Genomic DNA, 22,491 nt, shown 5'->3' with positions numbered 1-22,491 from the left:
GGCGCACCATGAACAGGCATTCGCCCGCAGCGGCGAAGCAACGCGGCATGGCGATTATCAGCGCCTTGCTGATCGCCGCGGTGGTGGCGGTGCTCGCCGGGGCGATGCTCACCCGCCAGGGTGTATTCACCCGCACCCTGGAGGCCGAGCAGTCGCGTATCCAGGCGCAATGGCTGTTGCAGGGCGGGCTGGAATACAGTCGCCAACTGCTATGGGAAGCGCGGCAGAAGGATGTGCTGACACGCCTTGACCAGCCTTGGGCCCGTGCCCAGGGCGGGGCGTTCGAAGGGCGGTTGGTGGATGAGCAGGGCAAGTTCAACCTGCGCAACCTGGTCAATCGCCAGCAGCCGGATACCGAACAATCGCAGCATTTCGAGCGTCTATGCGGCTTGATCGGCGTCGACCCGGCGGTAAGTCGGCGCATCAGCCAGCGGGTGCTCGGCTCCTACGACCAGCGTATCAACGACGTCGTGGTGCCGGCCAGGTACCCGATGCTGCGCAGCCTTGAAGACCTGGCAGGCATAGAGGGCGTGGACCCAGCGTTACTGCGGCGCCTCCAGGGTTTTATCAGCGTGTTGCCCGCCAATACCTGGGTCAATGGCAACACCGCCAGCGCTGAAGTGCTCAGTGCGGTGGTGCCGGCACTCAGTGTGTCCCAGGCCCAGGCGTTGGTGGCCGAGCGCGACAGCGGGCGCTGGTTTATCAACCGTGGGGATTTCGTCAACCGGCTGCGCTTGCCACAGGTGGCGGTGGAGTCGGTGCAGGTGGGCATCACCAGTGAGTGGTTTGGCCTGCACGGCCAGGTGCGCCGCGAGCAGCGGCGGGTAACCCTCGACGCGTTGTTGCATCGGCCTGAAGACCGCCAGCCCCAGGTGATCTGGTCGCGGGTGGGCGTATGAAGCGCTTGCGCATCGGCTTGCCGCCGCTTGCGCAGTTGAGCGTCGACAGCCCGGTGCAGTTTGCCTGGCTGGAACGTGGCGTGGTGGTGTCGGCCGGGTGTGAGAGCCTGGCGCGATTGGGCCAGCACCGCCAGGCACTGGAGTGCTTTCTGCACCCTCGCGACAGCCTGCTTACCAGCCTTGAACTGCCGCCGCTGCCCGCGGCGAAAACCGCTGCCGCTGTGGCCTGTGCCGCGCAGGCGCTGATCCTCGGCGCGGTGGACCAGATGCACGTGGCCCACGGCCCACGTGACAGCGATGGGCGTGTACAGGTGGCCTGGGTACCCAAGGCCGGATTGCAGCGCTTGACCCAGGTGCTCGCCCAGGCGCAGTTGCGGCTGCGCGGTGTTTACCCGGCGCCCTATGCCTTACCGGTGGCCACGGCGGCCCTGGATGAAGGTTATTGGCTGACCCGCGAGAGTCTGCAACAAGGTGCTGTGCACCCACTGGGACAACAGGCGCTGGAAGTGCCGCTGGTAGAGGCGGCGCACCGCTGGAGCGGGGCTGTGCCTGCCTGGGGCTTGCACGCGGGCCTGAGCCAGCGCGCCAGTGGCGGCTGGGGCAGGGCGCTGGCGTGTGTGGCGCTGGCGGCGGTGATCTGGACTCTGGGCCTGAACCTCTACGCCGCCCGCCAGGCAGACCAAGGCCAGCGGCTCAAGGCGTTGATGAGCCAGCAGGTGCGCCAGGCGTTTCCGCAATTGCCGGTGGTGCTCAACCCCTTGCAGCAGGCGCGCCAACAGTTGGCCGCCCGTCAGAGCGGTGCGGCTGCGGACCCCGGCCAACGCTTCACCAGCCTGTTGCAACTGGCGGGCCGCCACTTGCCGTTTATGGTGGGCAGCGTCGACAGCCTGAGCTTCGAGCAAGGCCACTTGCACCTGGCGTTGCTCGCCGACAGCCACAACCCGGCGGCCGAGGGCGACTGGCAGGCGGCATTGGCCGAAGCGGGATTTGCCGCCACCCGCGACGACCAGGGCTGGAACATCGGCCCGGCGCAGGTCGAGCAAGAATCGGAAGACGACGATGAATAAGCTCCAGCGTCTGCGCAGCCAGGCCCAAGTGTTCTGGAACGGCCTGGCCTTGCGCGAAAAACGCCTGGTTAGCGCGGCGGGGTTGATCTTGGCGAGCCTATTGACCTGGCTGGTGCTGGTGCAACCGGCGTTGAAGAAAATCGATTACTGGCAAGCCGAAACCCCCAAGCTGCGTGCCCAGGCCGAAGCCTTGCAGATCTTATTGCAGGGCGTGGCCGCGCCGCGCCAGGCCGACGAGGTCGCCCTGCGCCAAACCCTGGATAACGCCGGGCTGCAAGGCCGCTATCAATTGCAGGCGCTGGACGCCGGTACGTGGCGCCTGACGTTCGACAAGGCGCCGGCTGACGCCGTGGTGGGCTGGCTGCTGGGTAACCCCCGTGAGTTTTCCCTGGAGGTGTCCGAGGCCCGTTTGCAACGCGCCGCGGACGCCATCGATAACTCGGCCGGCACGGTGTCCGGCACCGTTCGCATGGATCAGGCGCTTGGCGCTAAGGAAGCTTCATGAAGTGGTCAGTCTCCAACCCCGCGCCTTTTCGCAAGGTTGCGCCGCTGCTGTTGCTGGCCCTGGGTGCGTGCAGCAACCCGCAATCATCCAAGCCATTGCTGGTGGACAGCGAACTCGGCCAGCCCCTGGCCGAGACCCGGCGTACCAGTGAAAGCGTACTGGAGCGCCAGCGTGAACCGGTGCCCGCGCCACGGGTGGTGCATCCGCTGACCAACAGCGCCCGTGCCCACGCCCCCGCGGCGACCAAGGCGCGTAACCCGCTGGGGGATCAGCCGGTGCAACTGAATTTTGTCGATGCGGACATTCAGGCGGTGGTGCGTGCGCTGTCCCGTGCCACCGGCCAGCAGTTCCTGGTAGACCCACGGGTAAAAGGCAACCTGACTCTGGTCAGCGAAGGCCAGGTGCCGGCTCATCAAGCCTACGACATGCTGCTTGCGGCGCTGCGCATGCAGGGCTTCAGCGTGGTCGACGTGGGTGGCGTCGCCCAGGTGGTACCGGAGGCCGATGCCAAGCTGCTTGGCGGGCCAATCTACAGCACCGGTAGCAGCGGCATGCAAACCCGCACCTTCCGCCTGCAATACGAAAACGCGGTGAACCTGATCCCGGTGCTGCGCCCCATTGTTTCGCCCAACAACCCGATCAATGCCTACCCCGGTAACAACAGCATCGTCATCACCGACTACGCCGAGAACCTCACACGGGTGGCGCAGATAATCGACGGCATCGACACCCCCAGCGCCATCGATACCGATGTGGTGAAGGTGCAAAACGGCATCGCCGTGGACATCGCCGCGATGGTCGCTGAACTGCTGGAAACCCAGGGCGCCGACCAGACCCAGAAGATCAATGTGGTGGGCGACCCGCGTTCCAATTCGATCATCATTCGCTCCGGCAGCCCGGAACGCACGGAACTGGCGCGCAACCTGATCTACAAGCTCGACAACGCCCAGAGCAATCCCAGCAATATGCACGTGGTGTACCTGCGCAACGCCCAGGCGGGCAAGTTGGCCCAGTCCCTGCGCGGCTTGCTCACCGGTGAGAGCGAGTCCGGGGTCAGTGACGAAGCCCGTGGCAAGCTCAGTGCCATGGGCGGCAATAGTCAGAACACCCAGGGCGCCAGCGCGCAAAACAGCAGCGGCACACCCACCGGCAGCGGCGTGCAGTCGGGTTACAGTCAGGACAAATCTTCCAGCGCCAGCACCTCCAACGACCAGAGCACCGCCTTCAGCGCCGGCGGTGTCACGCTCCAGGCCGACGCTACCACCAACACCTTGCTGATCTCCGCACCTGACCCGCTGTACCGCAACCTGCGCGAAGTCATCGACATGCTTGACCAGCGCCGCGCCCAGGTAGTGATCGAAAGCCTGATCGTGGAAGTGGGCGAAGACGACGCCAGCGAGTTCGGTGTGCAGTGGCAGGCGGGCAATCTGGGCGGCAAGGGCGGATTCGGCGGCGTCAACCTGGGTGGCAGTGGCTTGAATGGCACGTCCACCAGCAAGACCAGCATCGACGTATTGCCCAAGGGCCTGAATATCGGCGTGGTCGACGGCACCGTGGATATCCCCGGCATCGGCAAGGTGCTCGACCTCAAGGTGCTGGCCCGCGCCTTGAAGAGCAAGGGCGGCACCAACGTATTGTCCACGCCGAACCTGCTGACCCTGGACAACGAAGCGGCGAGTATTTTTGTCGGGCAGACCATTCCCTTTGTCACCGGCAGCTATGTGACCGGTGGTGGTGGCACCAGCAATAACCCGTTCCAGACCGTACAGCGTGAAGAAGTGGGGCTCAAGTTGAACGTACGGCCGCAGATTTCCGAGGGCGGCACGGTGAAACTCGATATCTATCAGGAAGTCAGCAGCGTTGACCCCCGTGGTTCGGTAGCGGCGGGAACGGTGACCAAAAAGCGTGCGATCGATACCAGTATTTTGCTTGATGACGGGCAGATCATGGTGCTCGGCGGGTTGCTGCAAGACGGCTACAGCCAGAGTAATGATGCAGTGCCGTGGTTGTCGGATATCCCGGGGCTGGGGGCGTTGTTTCGCAATGAAGCGCGCAGTGTCAGCAAGACCAATCTGATGGTGTTCCTGCGGCCTTACATCATTCGCGACAGCAAGGCGGGGCGCAGTATTACGTTGAACCGGTACGAGTTCATGCGCCGCGCCCAGGGTGGCTTGCAGCCGGAGCATAGTTGGGCGCTGCCGGATGTGCAGGCGCCGCAGTTGCCGTCGGTGGAGAAGGCGATTCCGCAGGCGCAGGGGCCGCGGGCGGTGATTCGAGCGGTTCCAGTGCCGGTGTCGGAGGGGCGGCGGTGAGTGTGCTCGCAAGAAAGGGGCCACCCCAATGAGCCTGCTCCCCTACGCCTGGGCCAAATCCCAGCGCATTCTCCTGCGCCCAGGCGAGGAGGGCGTGTTGCTGATCGTCTGCCCCTCAACCCCCGGCTGGGCGATCAGCGAAGTTCAGCGCCAGTTCGGCCAAACTCACCTCGAACAGGTGCGCGACGATGAACTCGACGGCCTGCTCGCCAGTGCCTACGCCGACACCGGCAGCGCTGCCGCCGTGGTAGGCGCCGCGGAAAACGAGGTAGACCTCGACCGCCTGATGCAAGACATGCCCGAGATCACCGACCTGCTCGACACCCAGGACGGCGCCCCGGTGATCCGCATGATCAACGCCTTGCTGACCCAGGCCGCCCGCGACGAAGCCAGCGATATCCATATCGAGCCTTATGAGACTCACTCGGTGGTGCGCTACCGCGTCGATGGCACGCTGCGAGACGTAGTGTCGCCGCGCAAGGCATTGCATGGTGCGCTGGTGTCGCGAATCAAGATCATGGCCCAGCTCGACATCGCCGAAAAACGCCTGCCCCAGGACGGTCGCATCGCCTTGCGCGTGGCCGGGCGGCCCATTGATATCCGCGTGTCTACCGTTCCCACTGGCCATGGCGAACGGGTGGTCATGCGCCTGTTGGACAAACAGGCCGGGCGCTTGCAGTTGGAAACCCTGGGCATGGAACCGCAGTTGCTGGCGCGCCTCGACACCTTGATCCGCCAGCCTCACGGCATTGTGCTGGTCACCGGGCCCACCGGCAGTGGCAAGACCACCAGCCTCTACGCGGCCCTGGCGCGGCTGGATGCGAGCACCAGTAATATCCTCACCGTGGAGGACCCGGTGGAGTACGACTTGCCGGGCATCAGCCAGATCCAGGTCAACGCCAAGATCGACATGACCTTCGGCCTGGCACTGCGGGCGATTCTGCGCCAGGACCCGGACATCATCATGATCGGTGAGATCCGTGACCTGGAGACCGCGCAAATCGCTGTGCAAGCCTCGCTCACCGGCCACCTGGTCCTCGCCACCTTGCACACCAACGATGCGGTGTCGGCGGTCAATCGCTTGATCGATATGGGCGTTGAGCCGTTCCTGTTGGCGTCGTCGTTGTTGGGCGTTTTAGCCCAACGCCTGGTGCGGCGCCTGTGCCCGCATTGCAAGCAGCAAGACCCGGCTGCGCCCGGCACTTGGCGCCCGGTGGGTTGCGCGCAGTGCAACCAGATCGGCTACAGCGGCCGCACGGGTATCCATGAATTGTTCTGCGTCGATGACGAGGTGCGCAGCCTGATCCATCAGGGCGCCGGCGAGCAGGAGCTGCGCCTGGCCGCACGGCGAGCGGGGATGTTCAGCATGCGTGAAGATGGTGAGCGCTGGGTGCGCGCCGGTGCCACCGCCTGCGAAGAAATTTTGCGTGTGACACGGGACGCCTGATGAATCGCTACCGCTATGAAGCCGCCGATGCCAGCGGCAAGGTCGAGACCGGCCACGTGGAAGCCGACAGCCAGAGCGCGGCGTTTGCCAACCTGCGCGGGCGTGGCTTGACCGCCTTGCTGGTGCAAATCGAAGGGAACCCGCAAACGGCGAGCAGCCATTGGTTCACCGCCAAGCTATCGGACAACGACCTGGCCTGGGCCACGCGGCAGCTGGCGAGCCTGCTGGGTGCCAGCCTGCCGTTGGAGGCGGCGCTGAGCGCGACGGTGGAGCAGGCCGAGAAAAAACACATCGCCCAGACCCTGAGCGCGGTGCGTGCCGATGTGCGCGGCGGCATGCGCCTGGCGGATGCGTTGGCGGCGCGGCCACGGGACTTTCCGTCGATTTATCGAGCGTTGATCGCGGCAGGGGAGGAGTCCGGTGACTTGGCCCAAGTGATGGAGCGCCTGGCCGATTACATCGAGGAGCGCAACAACCTGCGGGGCAAAATCATGACGGCGTTTATCTACCCCGGCGTGGTGGGGCTGGTGTCTATCGGCATCGTGATTTTCCTGCTCAGCTACGTGGTGCCCCAGGTGGTCAGCGCGTTTTCCCAGGCGCGCCAGGATTTGCCGGGCCTGACCCTGGCGATGCTCAACGCCAGCGACTTTATTCGTGCCTGGGGCTGGCTGTGTTTTGCCGGAATCGTCGGTGGCTTCTGGGGTTGGCGCCTGTACCTGCGCAACCCCGTGGCGCGGCTCAACTGGCACAGCCGCGTACTGCGCTTGCCGCTGATCGGGCGTTTTGTGCTGGGCCTGAATACCGCACGGTTTGCCTCCACACTGGCGATTCTTGGCGGCGCCGGGGTGCCATTGCTGCGCGCCCTGGAGGCGGCACGCCAGACCTTGTCCAACGACCGTTTGAGCCGGTGCGTCAACGATGCAACGGCCAAGGTGCGCGAAGGTGTCAACCTGGCCCCGGCGCTGGCGCTGGAAAAAGTCTTCCCGCCGGTGTTGATCCACTTGATCGCCAGCGGCGAAAAAACCGGCTCGCTGCCGCCGATGCTGGAGCGCGCGGCGCAGACGTTGTCGCGGGATATCGAACGGCGGGCCATGGGTATGACTGCACTGCTGGAACCGCTGATGATTGTGGTGATGGGGGCGGTGGTGTTGGTTATTGTGATGGCGGTGTTGTTGCCGATCATCGAGATCAACCAGTTGGTTACCTGATTTCATGTGGTCAAGAATGTGTGGGGGTATGACTCACCCACATGGGTTACAAATCAGTTCACGCACATAGATAACAGTTATTAACTGGCAGGGTCAGTTAAGCGAACGAAATGCTCAAGGCAGCGAAGATCAAATGTGGGAGCGGGCTTGCTCGCGAAGGCGTCGGCCCAGCCAACATTGATGTTGGCTGACCCACCGCTTTCGCGAGCAAGCCCGCTCCCACAGGGGTACGCGCACCCAGCATCGATCAGGTCGGCTATAAGGCCGCCTCGCTGTGTTTTTGATCTTGATCTCAGGCACACCGAGCCTAGCCGCTGTTACCCCAATAACGGATATGTACTCGATCAAATCCAAAAAAAACGCCAGCCCCCCCAACCTCGGGTGCCCCACCAAGTCACATTCAATCCGCCCCACCACAGCCCCGGCGGCCTGCACCACACCCCCGCTGAAACCCCGCTGTCACCTACCCCGAAACCACTCAAAACGATGACCAAAACACCCGAGAATCTTTTTTAAAATCAAGCGCTTCCTCCCGAGGTTTTTTCCTTTTGCTGTCATCGGATGCTGCGAGATTTGCTACCCATGGTCTCACCCCTCGCCACCCCCGGAGCTACCTCGGTAGCCCAGGCTTGGGACCGAAGCCATGGCGTCATGCAAGAGCCATCTACCCCAACGTACGAACACGACGAAAGGAGATTCTTCATGTTTAAGCGCACTATGATCGCAGCCTCTTTGGTAGTTGCAGCACTGGCTTCGGCCCAATCCATGGCCGCGGTGGTCGGTGGCGGTGCCACTCTGCCGGAAAAACTCTACGGCACCACTGCCGGTACTGGCATTCTCGCGTCCTCCATCCCTGGTTTTAACGCCTACATCGGCGTAGGCAGTGGCGGCGGCAAGAAGGCGTTTTTCGGTAACGATTCGACCCAGCTGAAATTGGCCGCTGGCATCACCGTCGACTATGCGGGCAGCGACTCGATCGTCAGCGGCGCGGAGCTTCTGGCTTACAACAATGACGCCGTCAAGGGCCGCCCAGCCTACGGCGCGCTGATCCAAGTGCCGGCTGCAGCCACCTCGGTGACGGTGCCTTATCACATCAACGGCAAAACCTCGCTCAAACTCACCAGTGTTCAACTGGCCAACATCTTCGCCGGCGTGACCAAAAACTGGAATGAAGTGCTGTTCGACGGCGTTGCCGGCCCGAACCTGCCAATCAAAGTGGTCTACCGTACCGAAACCAGCGGCACTACCGAAATTCTGACCACCCACCTCAAGGCCGTCAGCGGTAATTTGTTGCCTGCTGCCAGCAATAGTTTCGCGACCGCTGTAGGTTTCAACCCAGCCGTAAACCCACCTGCCGGCACTAATTACATCGGCGTGGTCGGCAGCCAGGGTGTTGCCGCCGCTGTTGCCGACGCCAACAACAACGGTGCCATCGGCTACGTCAGCCCTGACTACGCACAGTTCAACGACGCCTCTGCTGTTGCTGCAATCAACGGCGCACTGCCGACCGAAGTCAACGTGCAAGTCACCCTCGATACTGTTGCACCGCCAGCCCTGGGCAGCAACGACGCCAAGGATCCATTGAAGTGGGTGCCTACGTTTGCCAACCCCACTGCGGGCTACCCAATCGTGGGCTACACCAACCTGGTCTTCAGCCAGTGCTACAAAGACACCACCGACACCGCGCGTATTCGTAACTTCCTGAACCGTCACTACACCGGCCTGAACAATGCGGCTGTCAGCAGCCACTCCTTCATTCCGTTGTCTGCCACCTGGCAGAAAGCTGTCCACGACAACTTCTATGCCACCACCAGCGCCTTGCGCCTGGGCGACACCAACACCTGCAACGGTATTGGCCGTCCGCTGTAACACCCCGTCTCGACAGGGTTAGCCCTATCACCGGCAATGACTTCGCGTCATTGCCGGTTTTGTCATTTTCCCGCCAGACCGACCAGTTGAACCGCTGCGCATGAACATTGTGTGACAACAGTTCGGTCGCGCCGCCCGGCAACCGCCTTAAGCAATAACCCCGACCGGTGGCCGCGCAGTGTTTGCGTGCCCGTCGTTCGCCTGCCCCGTCAAAAGGACCTGTAACTGATGCGTTCCCGACTGAAGCTGCCTGCTACCCGCGCCGCCAAGGTGCCTGCCACCGCAGGTCAAGTGTTGCTCCTCAAACCCCTGGCCCAGGTGATTGCGCTGCTGGTGTTTGCCGGTGGTGCCCATGCGGCGCAGCCCCAGGCGTTCAGTTCGGGTTGGTTTGCCGCCAAGGGTGCGGCGCAGGCGGCCGGCAGTGCCCGCCCGGGTGTGGTGGTGCCGGGCACGCCGCCGCCGTTGTCCCAGCAGCAGCGCGGTAACGAGCAGTTGCAACGCTCGTTGCAGAACCTCAATACCAGCGTCGCCGCGATTGCCGCACAACAGGCCGCCCAGGCGGCGGCCAGGAATACTGCGAGTGCGGGGCCGCAGACCATCCACAATGGCCTTGGCGGCAATGGCTTGAACGTGGTGATCGGTGCGGATGGCAAGCCGCTGTTCGTCAATGCCGAAGGGCCGGTGCAGACCGATGCCAACGGCAAGACGCTGGTGTCGATCAAGCAGACGGCTGACAAGGCGATCCTCAATTGGCAAACCTTCAACGTGGGCCGCGACACCACCGTACAGTTCCAGCAGAACAGCGATTGGGCCGTGCTCAACAAGATCAACAACAGCACCGCGCCGAGCCAGATCCAGGGGGCGATCAAGGCCGATGGCACGGTAATGATCGTCAATGGCAACGGCGTGGTGTTCAGCGGCAGCAGCCAGGTCAACGTGCGCAACCTGGTGGCGGCGGCCACGGCGTTCAGCGATGAGCAGTTCACCGCCCGGGGCCTGTACAGCTCAAGTAGCACCGCGCCGAGTTTTGCCCAGGCTGCCGGCAACGTGACGCTCGAGCGCGGCGCGCAGATCAATACCCAGGTGCCCGCCACCTCGACCGCCGGTGGCGGTTATGTGCTGCTGCTCGGCAAAGAGGTGACGAACGCCGGGAGCATTTCCACCGCACGGGGCCAGACCACTCTGGCGGCGGGCGACAGCTTTGTGATCAAGAAGGGCTACAGCACCGATGGCAATGTCACCTCCACCACGCGCGGCAATGAAGTCAGCGCCACCGGCAGCGGCAAGGCCGGCAACAGCGGCCTGATCCAGGCCGCCACCGGCGACATCACCCTGACCGGCCAGCAGGTGCTGCAAAACGGCGTGTTGCTCTCCAGCTCTTCGGTGGAAGCGCGTGGCACCCTGCACTTGAAGGGCACGGGCAACAACGCCAACGTCACCCTGGGTGAGGGCAGCGTCAGCGCGATCCTGCTCGACAGCAGCAACGCCCTCGACAGCCAGCGCGCCGGGTTGATCACACCCTCGGCTGACCAGGCCGGCAATGTCGTGCCCGCAGACGTCTACCGCCGCGACCAATCACTGGTCGAGATCACCAGCGACGCCAGCGTGGACTTTCGCAACGGCTCCTTGACCCTGGCCACCGGCGGCCAGGTGGGCGTCAAGTCTACGCAGCGGACCCTGGTGCGCGAGGGTGCGGTGATCGACGTGTCGGGTGCCATCGGCGTCAAGTTGGCGATGGAGTCCAACAGCGTCAAGGTCAACATCCAGGGTAACGAGCAGCGCGATGCGCCTGTCAACCGTGACGGCAAGGTGCTCAACAACAACGATGTGTGGGTGGATGTCCGCGACCTGGTTTTTGTCCCGGCCGGCACCCACGGTTATGCCACCGACCGTTGGTACACCGCGGGTGGCCTGCTGGAGGTGGGCGGCTATCTGGGCACCCGCAACCACGCAATTGGCGAGTGGATGGCCCAGGGCGGTACGGTGAGCTTCAGCGGCAAGGACGTGGTGACCCAGCAAGGTTCGCAGATCAACCTGTCGGGCGGCACCCTTGACGTGCAGAGCGGCAAGCTCCAGCAAACCTGGCTCAAAGGCCCCGGCGGGCGCTTGTATGAGCTGTCCAGCGCGCCGGGGGATTTGCTCTATACCGGGATCTACAAGGGGTATGAAGACAACAGCCAGCGCTGGGGTGTGACCGACTATTACTACAACCCGCTGATCGCTCCCCGTGAGCGCAGCGAGGCCGGCTACACCGTGGGGCGCGATGCCGGGCGCCTGGTCGTCAGTACCGCCAGCGCGGTGCTGGAAGGGCAGGTCGTGGGTGACACCTATCAGGGTGAGCGTCAGACCCAGGCCGCGCAAAAAGGTCTGGACGGTTACCTGCAATCGCAAAAAGCCGTGGCCCGGGGTGCCGCGCTGGTGGTGGGCAGCTACGTGCCGTACTACGTCAAGGACAGCGCCCAGTTGCAATACGCCCTGGGCGCGGACACAGGCACCGTGAAAAACGTCGTGCTGGGGCAGCGCGCGGCGGCCATCGCGGCCGGGCTGGACTTGAACAGCGTGCTGTCGGCTGAGCGGGCATCCACGCTTTATCTGAACAGCGACGCCTTGAACGCGGCGAAACTGGGGGCGATCAACATCGCCAGCAGTGGTTCGATTCTGGTCAACGGCGCGCTGGAGGTGGCATCGGCGGGTGACATCACCCTGTTCGCACCCAAGGTCGAGGTGAACGCCAACCTGACCGCGCATTCCGGCAGTCTGCAACTGGGCAATGTGCTGACGCAGATTACCCCGACCGGCAAAAACGACGTGACCCTTGGCGGTCGCGGCAGCTTGACGGTGAACCGCGGCGTATCCCTGGACACCAGCGGCCTGTGGAGCAACCAGTGGCTGAGCCCCGGCGATAGCAGCCGCTTGCCCTACCTCAACGGCGGCAGCGTGGCCTTGCGCAGCAGCGCTGATGTGACGCTGGCAGCGGGTAGTCGCGTGGATGTGTCTTCCGGTGCGGCCCTGGATGCCAGGAACCAACTGATCGGTGGCAAGGGCGGCGACCTGACGCTGGCGGCCAACGCCAACAGCGCCGACAGCCGGGGCAACCTGGCACTCAACGGCGAGTTGCTCGGGTATGGGGTCAATGGCGGCGGGCGCTTGAGTGTGCAAGCTGGCAAGGTGTTGATCAGTGCTCAGCCTGTCACGCCTCAAGCGGACACGCTGCAACTCGACAGCGGGTTCTTCAACAAGGGCTTTAGTGCCTATGACATCACCGGCAACGAAGGCTTGCGGGTTGCCGACGGAACTCAGGTCGATGTGACCGCGCCGTTGTACCGCCTCAATGACGCCGCGCAAAACGTGGTAAGCGGCGCTGATTCGCGCAGCGCACTGCAAATCTGGACCCCGCCGCAATACCGGGAAACCCCCACCAAGGGCCAGTTGACGGTGCGCAAAGGCGCGAGCCTGAACCTGCAAGCCGGCAGCGCGTTGTCTACCGCGGCGCAGATGGCGACGGTGCAGGCGCGCATTGGCCAGGGTGCGGTGATCAACGTCGATCCGGGCCAGTCCATCGGTGTGCGCAGCATTGGTCAGTTGACCGTAGACGGCACGCTGAACGCCTGGGGCGGCAACATCACCCTGGGTGGCGTCAGCGTGCAACCTGCCGTGGCCGATGGCGTTGAAGCCAAAGGTCACGACCGTTCGATCTGGATCGGTGAGCACGCCGTGCTGGATGTGGCCGCACGCGCAGCGACTGCGGTTGACAGCCTTGGCCGGCGCTACGGCGTGGTGGGCCAAGGCGGCAATATTGTGATTGGCGGGGTGATCGATCCGGCCACCGGCATCGCCAGCGCCGCCAACCTGTTTGTGGTGGTGCGCGAAGGGGCACGTCTTGACGCTTCCGGCAGCCAGGCGGTGCTGGACCTGTCCGGTGCTGGTTCGAGTAGGGTCGCCAGCCGTGGCGGTAGCATCTCCCTGGCCTCCAACAATGGCCTTTACCTGGATGGCACGCTCACGGCCAACAGCGGCGGCGCCGGTGCCGCTGGCGGCAGCCTGAATGTTGCCCTGGAAACGCCGTTGTACCTCGATACGGCCGCTGCCACTGTGCGCCAGGCGCGTGAATTGATCGTCAGTGCCGCCGATTCAGGCACGCCGTTGCCGAACGGCAGCACTCCCGAAGCGGTCGCGGGCGCCTTAACCTATGGCCATGGCCGGCTGACAGTCCGCCAGGTTAACGCCGGCGGTTTCGACAACCTGTCGCTGTTGAGCAACGGCCTGATCAGCTTTGACGGTGACCTGGCCTTGCATCTGGGGCAGAGCCTGAGCCTGTATTCAGGGGCCATGGCCTTGACCGATGGCGCGGCGCGGCACTCGCAAGTGCTACTGGCTGCGCCCTATGTGCGCCTGGCCGGGGTTGGCAACAACAGCCTGGGTACCGACAACCTCGTGCGCCCGACGGTCCAGGGCGGCGTTTCCACTCAGGCTGCGGCCGGTCTGTTGAGGGTTGCAGCGGCGAATGTGTTGGATGTGCGTGACAGCGTCAACTTCGGCGCCCATGCCGCGAGCTCCAAAGCGTTGGCCAACGCTATTGACCGGCGTGCCTTTGACCAGGCCCATTTGGTCAGCCAGGGGGATATGCGCTTTCTGGCCCGCGGCTCTGACACGACTAAGACCGCCTTGACCACCCAAGCCGACCTGAACCTTACGGCTGCGCAAATTTACCCGGCGACCGGCGCCGTTGCGCAAGTGACGGCGGGCTACACCGGCGGCGACTTTGACCCGGCGCGTACGTTGCGCATCGGTCGCGTCGGCAGCACGGCCCCGGCGCAACCTTATTCAGTGTTTGGCAGCCTAGTGCTGGCGGCCTCGACCATCGAGCAGGGGGGTGTACTGCGAGCACCCATGGGCAGTCTCACCTTGGGCGTGGACGAAGGCATTACCCGTTCAACCAAAGCGGTCAAGCTATTGCCGGGTAGCCTGACCTCCGTCAGCGCCGGTGGCTTGGTGCTGCCGTATGGCGGGACAGTCGACGGCGTGACCTGGCAGTACGACGGAAAACAGGTGGAGTTGCTGGGTGTCGGCGGCACCCGCAGCACAGGCAACGTGGCGGTGGGCGTGGAACTGGCGGGCCGCTCGCTGAATGTGCAGCAGGATGCGGTGCTGGACCTTTCCGGTGGCGGCCAATTGCTCGGCGCGGCATTCATCTCTGGCCGTGGCGGCTCCACCGATGCGCGCTACAACCCCTTGGTGCAAATGGGCGCGGATGGGCGTTTTACCTTGCCGGGGCTGGCGACGAACCCGATCTATGCGATTGTTCCCGGCGGCCAGCCGGGGGTAGCGCCCAGCGGCGGCGAAGCGGGCGCGACCCAGCCGTTGGTGGGGCAACAAATCAGTCTCGGTGCCGGTGTTCCCGGCTTGCCGCCGGGCACCTACACCTTGCTGCCGTCCACTTACGCCTTGTTGCCGGGAGCGTTTCGGGTGGAGATCAACGGTTTGGCAGCACCGTTCGCCAGCGGCTCGCTGCCTGGCGCTTCGGTCATGAACAACGGGTCCTGGTCAACCGAAGGCCTGCTGTCGATTGCCGGCACCGGTATCCGCGACAGTTTGTCGAGCCAGGTGATCGTCACTCCGGCTGCGGTATTGCGCCGTTATTCCCAGTACAACGAAACCGCCTATGCAGACTTCGTTCGCGCTGATGCAACGCGGCTGGGTGTGCCACGCGCGGCGCTTGAAGCGGACGCTAAGACCCTGAAGCTGCGACTGGTGAACGGTGAAAAAGACCTGGCGTTCAACTTTGACGGTGAGGGGCGATTCAAACCCGCACAGGGCGGATTTGGTGCCACGGTGGCGGTGCTGTCCAGCGGCGATATCGAGGTAATTTCAGACACGGCCCAGGCCAGTAGCGGCGCCTCGAGGGTGTCGGTGCGGGCCAGCGACTTGAATGCCTTGGGCGCTGCCCGGCTGGTGGTGGGCGGTGAAATGACCGTGGTGTATGGCCAGGGCGGCAATTTTGTCAGGTCCGACCTGGCTGCAACCACGGCCGGCTCGGTCGTCGTGCGTCAGGGCGCGACCCTGGCAGCGCCGGAAGTGTTCCTGGTAACGGGCAGGTCCCAGGGTGCCATTGAGATTGAGCAAGGTGCATCGATCAATACCCTGGGGCGCGGCAAGGCAGCCTATGACTCGGATGATGGTTTTATCTATCGGCCCGGCAACCGTAGCGTGTTGGCAGTCTCCAATGGGCGCTTGCAGATGTTGGCGCCGACCAGCGGCACCAATGGTTTAGGGCCGGGCAGCATCCTGATCGGCCAATGCACTTCAGGTGCCTGCGGCGGTGAAACCTCACTCTACTCCGAGGGCTCGATTGCCTTTGCCACTACTAACCGGTTTGCCTTGGGTGACAGCGTGCGCTACGGCACCCGCCATCTGGCACTGGCGGTGGGCGGGATTAACGTCGGTAGCACCGAGGCACTGGCCGAAGCCGCCGCGCGAGGTGTGTTGCCGTCGGGCCTGACCCTCAATCAGCAGGTGCTGGATCGCCTGCTGCGTGGCGATACCGGCAACGGCGCACCGGCCCTGAAAAGCCTGGCGCTGACCGCCGGGCAATCGTTGAACTTCTATGGCAGCACTCGCCTGAGTACCCTCGACAGCGCGGGTAAGTCGCTGCTCGATGAACTGATGCTGACCACGCCGGCGATCTATGGCTATGGCACCGCCAGTGATGTGGCACTGATCCAGACCGGCACCCTGGTATGGGGCGGCGACATCAGTGCACCGCCAGCGGTCATCAGCAACGGTGCAGGCACCGGCAGCGGTACGTTGGAACTGCAGGCGCGGCGCATCGAGTTCGGCTATGGCCGCAATGCCCAGCCCGACAGCCTGGCTAACAATGGGCGGATGACCCTGGGTTTTGCCAACGTCAATCTCAACGCCAGCGAACGCATCACTGCCAACCACAAAGGCAACCTGAGCGTGCACCAGGCCCAGGGTGCCTATGAAGCCGGCAAGGGCTTTACCTACAGCGGTGGCAACCTGAACATCACCACGCCTTTGCTGACCGGTGAAGCCGGCTCGGTCAACCGTATCAGCGCCGGTGGCACCGTGACCGTGAAGGCCCCGGCCAACGGCGCGGCACCGGTTGCGGCGGGGGCTATCGACGCCCTGGGCGCCGAATTGCTGTTGTCCGGGCACAGCGTGGCCCTCGATACCTCGGTGGTGCTGCCCAGCGGCAAGCTGACCCTCAGCGCCGATCAAGCGCTGACCCTGGGCGCGGCTTCGCGCCTGGACCTCAGTGGCCGCAAAGTGCAGATCAACGATGTGAGCCAATACAGTTGGGGCGGCGATGTCAGCCTGGAGAGCCGTCACGGTGACATTCGCCAGGCGGCGGGCGCGCTGATCGACCTGTCCGCGCAATTCAACCAGGGCGGCTTGCTCAAGGCCGTGGCCGTGGACACCGGTGCCGGGCAGGTCGACCTGCAAGGGCACGTTCGCGCCGGCAGCAGCGGCTATTACGATGCCGGTGGCACACTGGTGCCGTACAAGGCCGGTGGTGTGGACATCCGTGCGCAACAGGTGGGCGATTTCGCCGCGTTGAATCAACGCTTGAACCAAGGCCAAGTATTCGGTTCGCGCAGCTTCCAGCTCAAGCAGGGCAACCTGGTGATTGGCGATGAACTCAAGGCCAATCAGGTCAATGTGTCGGTGGACAACGGCAACCTGACGGTGGTGGGCGTCATTGATGCCAGTGGCGAGCGGGTCGGCAGCATACGCCTGGCCGCCAAGCAGGGCGTGACCGTTGCCGGCAGTGCTGTGCTGGATGCGCACGGCACGGCGTTGCGGGTCGACAGCTACGGCAAAATCATTGATGCACCGAACCGGGCGATGGTGGAGCTCAACAGCGGCGACGGCCAATTGAGTTTGGCCGAGGGTGTGCGCATCGACCTGCGCCACGGCACGGCGGCGGTTTTGGGCAGTGGCCCGGGGCACTACGACGGCGTGGCCCGGGGCACCCTGGAACTGAATGCACCACGGCTCAATGCCGATGACGTGGCCATCGATGCGAGTGGGGTGCTCAATGTTCAGGGCGCTCGCTCCATCGCGGTAAACGCAGTGGCCCGTTACACCGATGCGCCGGTGGGCATTGAGCCCTCGGCCAGTGGCCGACCGTATCAGGTGATCGACCAGCACTACCTGGAGCAGAAACACGCGCTTGCCCAAGCCTTTATCAACAATGCCTTGAACAACGCTGGGCTGATGACGGGCAAGCTCGCGGGGTTGAACAACAGCCGCTACACCGAGGCGTTCCACTTGCGCCCAGGTGTGGAAATCGTCACCCAGGGCGACCTGGTGGTCAGTGGCGACCTGGACCTTTCCGGTTACCGTTATGCCAGCGTCAACCCCAACACGCCGAAGACCTCGGTGTACGGTTCGGGTGAGGTGGGCGGCCTGGTGGTGCGTGCCGGTGGCAATATCAATGTCTACGGCAGCATCAACGACGGCTTCGCCCCGCCACCTGCGACCCCGGACGACAATGGCTGGGTGTTGACCCCGGGTCTGCAAGGGTTCGGTGCCGATGTGATCGTGCCCGGCCCCGGTGTGGTCCTGGCAAACGGCAGTGCGTTCCCCACCGGCAAGACCCTCAACTACCCGTTGCCGATCCAGGCCACCACACTGGCGCAAGGCACTGTGCTGCCGACCCAGGGTACCCTCGACGCACCCCTGAGCCTGCCGGCCAACACCGTGTTGAGCGCGGCGGTGCACGACAGCGCCGGCAACCTGCTGTATGCCGCCGGCACCTTGTTGCAGCAACCTGTGGTGCTGGCCGCGGGTACGCAACTGGATGCGGGCACGGTGTTGGCGGGCGCCGCCTCCCTGCGTGCCATGACCTGGCCGGCGGGCGTGCCGTTGCCCAGCCGTGGGGCCGTGACGGGCAGTGCAACCGATGGGGTCGTGCTGGCCGGTAACCTGGCACTCAAGGTGGGGGCGCTGATCCCTTACGGCACGGACGTCAAGTTGCCCAATGGTGCGGTGTCGGTGCCGTTGCGCACCGTGACCGGCGCCACCGCACGCCAGAACTGGGCCGTGGCGCCAATGCTGGCCGAGGGCTCGCAATCGTGGTCGTTGCGCCTGGTGTCGGGTGCCGATACCCAGGCTGCCGACACGCGTTCGATCCAGCCAGCCTATTCCGGCGACCTGACCTTGGCGGACACGCACTACGGCATTTACCAGACCCACGAGAAAATAATCGTGCCTGGGCAACCGGCCCGGCCGGGTGGGGCCTGGTACTGGAGTGACTTTGCTGCCGAGTTGTTCGGTGTCGAGGCGGGGACGGCGGTGCCGGAGCCCGAGTGGGGTTCTTGTGACGAGCCTGATATCTGTGTTCGAGTCAATTATGTGTGGAGTGATATCGCCGAAATCTTTGGCTTTGTGCCCGGCCAACCGGTATCGCCTCAGGACGAAAGCTTCTGTGACCCGGAAATGTGCGTGTCCCTGGGCGAACCGATTCCGGCGATACCCGAGAAGGTGACCATTGGGGAGGTGAAACTGGTCTCGCCGGTGAGTCAGCATTTCAGCGTACTGCGTACCGGCACCGGAGATCTGGACCTGATCGCCGCCGGCAATGTGGCGATGCAATCACCCTATGGCATCTATACCGCCGGCGGTTCCAGCGCTTCTCGTGCAGGCAGTGCGGCTGCAGATTTTGACCGGGCCCGTGCCGCCTCGGCGGATGGAACGGTGCTGGGGAGCGCGGCCAAGGCGTATGAAGCCTTGGTCGATGACAACAGCCCATACGCCGCCTGGTATCCCGACGGCGGCGGCAACCTGTTGCTGCGCACGGGCGGTAGCCTGACAGGCGATGTCTGGACGCCAAACCAAGGCGTGGCCATGCCCAATGACGGTCGCACCCAACTCAACAGTGGCAACCTGGGCAACTGGTTGTGGCGTCAAGGCACGGGCAATACCCCTGGCGTGACGCCCACGCCTACCAGTTGGTGGATCAACTTTGGTACCTATGTCAAAGGCGCGGGCAATGCCAACATTCAATTCGAAGACGCCAAGCAGATAGACCTGTTGCCGCGCCTGGTAGGGTTCACCGGTGTCGGCACCCTGGGGGGCGGCAACCTGACCCTGGACCTGGGCAGCGATGCTGGCATGCAGACGCGCCGCGGCTCCCTGGACGGGGGCAGGGCACCGCGCAGTGAAGGGCTGGTATTGGCGGTCGGTAGCACCGGGCGTTTGGTTGACGGTCAATTGCTGCTCACTGGGGGCGGTGACCTGGATGTGCGTATGGGCGGGGATTTGAACCCAGGATTGGACGCTCGCGCCACCCGACTGAATACGGCCGGCCTGCTGTCCGCTGACTTTAAGGCAGAAACGCTCAGCCTCAACGGAGTCTTCACCAACCTGCGCGGTGCCTTGAACCTGCAGGCCGGTAGCCTGGGGGGCATCGCCTTGAACTATGGCGGTATGCGTGGCGATCAGGATGCCAAGGACACTCGGGCCTACTCGCCGTACACCGCGAGCCTGGGGACGGCCACTGGCGGGATCACGCTGATGCTTGGAGACGCGACGGCCAACCTGTCGACCCGAGGTGATCTGGTGCTGGCGGGGGCCGGCGACCCTGGGCGTGTGTCTACCGAGAATAACCAGGCGTTCAGCTACAACGGCAAAGACTATGGCAATGGGACCACCTGGTTCTCGCTGTGGACCGAGCGTACGGCCATCGACTTATTCTCTGCGGGCGGCAGTTTGACACCTAGCGTGCAGAGTGTGTCGCTTAGCGCAGGTGGCAGCACTGAGCCGTTGAAAGGGCAGAACTACTCCAGCTCGGATGGGCGTTTCATCTTCCCCTCCAAACTAGGTGGGGTGGCAGCCAATGGCAGCATCTACCTCGGTGCTTCCGCGTTAGGCAGCGGCCCGCAGCCCAACAACCCTGCCTACTCGCTATTGCTGGCGCCATCGAGCAATGGGCGGCTGGCGATGCTGGCCGGCGATTCGATCTACGCCAGTGGCTATGCCGTCAACCAGTCGGGTGACAGCCTGGGCTCGATACCGACGCCGTTCGCGCCAGCCTTTGTGGGCCGGGACGGGTTCAACAGCGTCGTCCACAACCTGGGCAGTGATGCCCTGCAGGCTGACTTTTCCTTGTTTGCCTTGCGCAGCCCGACCGATCTTGCGCGCCCGTCCTCCCAGGCAGAACCGGCCAGGTTTTATGCGCGGCAAGGCGATATCGTAGGGGTGCGCAGTGGCGAAATCATTACGTTCAACGGCTCACGCCAGGGGCAGGTTCGCTATGAGTCGGCAGGCCCGGTATGGATTCGCGCGGGGCGTGACATTGTCAGTTCAGGCACGTATTTGGGCTCGCCGACGCTGTTCCCCGCGCTGTTGGGCTACAACGGCGATTACACCGGTGAAAGCCGCGGCAACCTGTTCGTGCACAGTCGTCCCGAGGATGTCTCGGTGGTGTCGGCCGGGCGCGACATTATCTACAGCAGCTTCAACGTTGCCGGCCCCGGTGCCCTGGAAGTCAGTGCCGGGCGCAACCTGTTGATGGAAGACAAAGCCTCCATCACCAGCCTGGGCCCGGTGGTTGCCGGGGATTCGCGACCGGGTGCATCTATCGTGCTGGAAGCCGGGGTAGGGCCTAATGGCCTGGATTACCTGAAGTTCGTCACCCCTTATCTGGACCGCGCCAATCAGGCCGTCGAAGGTGTTCCCCTGGCCACACAGGCCGGCAAGGTGGCGAAAACCTACGAAGCCGAACTGCTGCAATGGCTCAAGCAACGCTATGCCTTCAGTGGTGACGCCGACCAGGCCCGCGCCTATTTCGCGGGCTTGGGCCCTGAGCAACAACGCCTCTTTGCCCGCACGGTGTACTTCGCCGAAGTGCGTGAGGGTGGCCGTGAATTCAACCTGGCTGCAGGCCCGCGTGCGGGTAGCTTTGTGCGCAGTCGCGTGGCTATCGACGGGCTGTTGCCGAGCAAGGACGTGGCGGGTAACCCCATCGTGTATGACGGCGATATCACCCTGTATGGTGGCGCCGGGGTGCATACCCTGTTTGGCGGCAATATCCAGATGCTCACCCCGGGCGGGCAACAAGTGTTCGGCATTGAAGGCACTGCACCGCCGGCGACTGCCGGTGTGCTGACTCAAGGTGCCGGGGACATCCAGCTGTATGCCCAGGGCAGCATCCTGCTGGGCCAGAGCCGTATCATGACCACCTTTGGCGGGTCGATACTCGCCTGGTCCAACGCCGGCGATATCAACGCCGGCCGTGGCGCGAAAACCACCGTGCTCTACACCCCGCCCAAGCGGGTGTATGACACCTGGGGCAACGTGACGCTGTCGCCCAACGTGCCAAGTTCCGGTGCGGGTATTGCCACCCTGGCCCCGATTGCCGAAGTGCCGGCCGGTGACATCGACCTGTTGGCCCCGGCGGGCACCATCGACGCGGGCGAAGCGGGCATCCGGGTCTCCGGCAACGTCAACATTGCCGCGTTGCATGTGGTCAACGCGGCCAACATCCAGACCCAGGGCAAGTCTTCCGGGGTGCCGGTGACAGCGGCGGTGAACACCGGCGCGATGACCTCGGCCAGTGCGGCGGGGGCGGCGGCGTCTCAGGCGGCGGAAGATGCAGCGCGCAGTCAGCAGGCGGCGGCGAAGCAGGGCAGGGCGTCGATCGTGACGGTGGAGGTGCTGGGTTTTGGCACCGAGCCGGTGCCGCGTGAGCCGCAGCAGAAGACCTCCGGGTATAACCCGGACAGCCCGGTGCAGGTGTTGGGCGCGGGGCCTTTGAGTGAACAGGCGCGGGCGCGGTTGACTGACGAAGAGCGCAAGCAGATCAGTTTGTAGCAGGACCTCTCGATGTAGCTTTGGGGTGATCAGTGATTGCCCCTTTTTTTATTGGGTTTGACCGAGTACATATCCGTTATTTAGGTAACGGCCACTATGGGTTCCGCTCTTACATGAACTGCCCCCCGAATGTTGGACACCTGACCCCTCGGGAGGGTGTTCCATGACGAAATACAACCTAGCGCTCAAGCAATCACTGATTGAAGAGTGTCTGTCTGCCAGTAGCGTTCATGAGGTGGCCCTCAAGCATGGCTTGAGTCCATCGCTGCTGCGGCGCTGGATCAAGGGTTTTGAAAAGCACGGCGCCTCTGGCTTGATTGCCAAGTACAGCCATTACGATGCCCCGT

9 protein-coding genes are annotated in these 22,491 nt (G+C 63.9%); all 9 read left to right on the top strand.

All coding sequences use genetic code 11. The features are described 5' to 3' along the window. Window positions 1-8 precede the first annotated feature (8 nt). The gene (gspK, locus tag JFT66_RS29180; RefSeq protein WP_161793264.1) at window positions 9-899 is read left to right on the top strand and encodes a type II secretion system minor pseudopilin GspK; all 891 of its coding nucleotides are present in this window, start codon (window positions 9-11) and stop codon (window positions 897-899) included. Further along, window positions 896-1,966: a type II secretion system protein GspL gene (gspL, locus tag JFT66_RS29175; protein WP_198860588.1), complete on the top strand. Its 1,071-nt coding sequence runs from the start codon at window positions 896-898 to the stop codon at window positions 1,964-1,966. The genes gspK and gspL overlap by 4 nt, the downstream gene beginning before the upstream one ends. Beyond that, window positions 1,959-2,471, top strand: coding sequence for a type II secretion system protein GspM (gspM, locus tag JFT66_RS29170; protein ID WP_034120000.1), 513 nt, complete (start codon window positions 1,959-1,961; stop codon window positions 2,469-2,471). The genes gspL and gspM overlap by 8 nt, the downstream gene beginning before the upstream one ends. After that, window positions 2,468-4,783, top strand: a complete 2,316-nt coding sequence (gene gspD / locus JFT66_RS29165) for a type II secretion system secretin GspD (protein ID WP_198860587.1) — start codon at window positions 2,468-2,470, stop codon at window positions 4,781-4,783. Before gspM ends, gspD begins: the two co-directional genes overlap by 4 nt. A gap of 28 nt (window positions 4,784-4,811) precedes the next feature. Further along, window positions 4,812-6,230 (top strand): type II secretion system ATPase GspE, encoded by a 1,419-nt coding sequence (gene gspE / locus JFT66_RS29160; protein ID WP_198860586.1) that lies wholly within the window; start codon window positions 4,812-4,814, stop codon window positions 6,228-6,230. Then, a complete protein-coding gene (gene gspF / locus JFT66_RS29155; protein ID WP_034119997.1) occupies window positions 6,230-7,438 on the top strand; it encodes a type II secretion system inner membrane protein GspF in 1,209 nt (402 codons plus the stop codon). The genes gspE and gspF overlap by 1 nt, the downstream gene beginning before the upstream one ends. 702 nt (window positions 7,439-8,140) lie before the next feature. Continuing rightward, window positions 8,141-9,307: a substrate-binding domain-containing protein gene (locus JFT66_RS29150; RefSeq protein WP_034119996.1), complete on the top strand. Its 1,167-nt coding sequence runs from the start codon at window positions 8,141-8,143 to the stop codon at window positions 9,305-9,307. A 228-nt stretch (window positions 9,308-9,535) separates the two neighbouring features. Next, window positions 9,536-22,144: a filamentous haemagglutinin family protein gene (locus JFT66_RS29145; RefSeq protein WP_198860585.1), complete on the top strand. Its 12,609-nt coding sequence runs from the start codon at window positions 9,536-9,538 to the stop codon at window positions 22,142-22,144. A 163-nt stretch (window positions 22,145-22,307) separates the two neighbouring features. Then, on the top strand, window positions 22,308-22,491 hold a 184-nt coding region (locus JFT66_RS29140; protein ID WP_198860584.1), incomplete at its 3' end, for a helix-turn-helix domain-containing protein.

Origin of the sequence: Pseudomonas sp. MF6755 (assembly GCF_016405635.1) — a bacterium.
Taxonomy (GTDB): Bacteria; Pseudomonadota; Gammaproteobacteria; order Pseudomonadales; family Pseudomonadaceae; genus Aquipseudomonas; species Aquipseudomonas haemolytica.
Note: the sequence above shows the minus strand (reverse complement) of the source record. Positions and strands in the feature narration are given on the sequence as shown.

What these genes read in the sequence shown, in the direction of transcription:
- gspK (WP_161793264.1), top strand. Translation starts at nt 9, where the DNA reads ATGAACAGGCATTCGCCCGCAGCGGCGAAGCAACGCGGCATGGCGATT.
- gspL (WP_198860588.1), top strand. Translation starts at nt 896, where the DNA reads ATGAAGCGCTTGCGCATCGGCTTGCCGCCGCTTGCGCAGTTGAGCGTC.
- gspM (WP_034120000.1), top strand. Translation starts at nt 1,959, where the DNA reads ATGAATAAGCTCCAGCGTCTGCGCAGCCAGGCCCAAGTGTTCTGGAAC.
- gspD (WP_198860587.1), top strand. Translation starts at nt 2,468, where the DNA reads ATGAAGTGGTCAGTCTCCAACCCCGCGCCTTTTCGCAAGGTTGCGCCG.
- gspE (WP_198860586.1), top strand. Translation starts at nt 4,812, where the DNA reads ATGAGCCTGCTCCCCTACGCCTGGGCCAAATCCCAGCGCATTCTCCTG.
- gspF (WP_034119997.1), top strand. Translation starts at nt 6,230, where the DNA reads ATGAATCGCTACCGCTATGAAGCCGCCGATGCCAGCGGCAAGGTCGAG.
- JFT66_RS29150 (WP_034119996.1), top strand. Translation starts at nt 8,141, where the DNA reads ATGTTTAAGCGCACTATGATCGCAGCCTCTTTGGTAGTTGCAGCACTG.
- JFT66_RS29145 (WP_198860585.1), top strand. Translation starts at nt 9,536, where the DNA reads ATGCGTTCCCGACTGAAGCTGCCTGCTACCCGCGCCGCCAAGGTGCCT.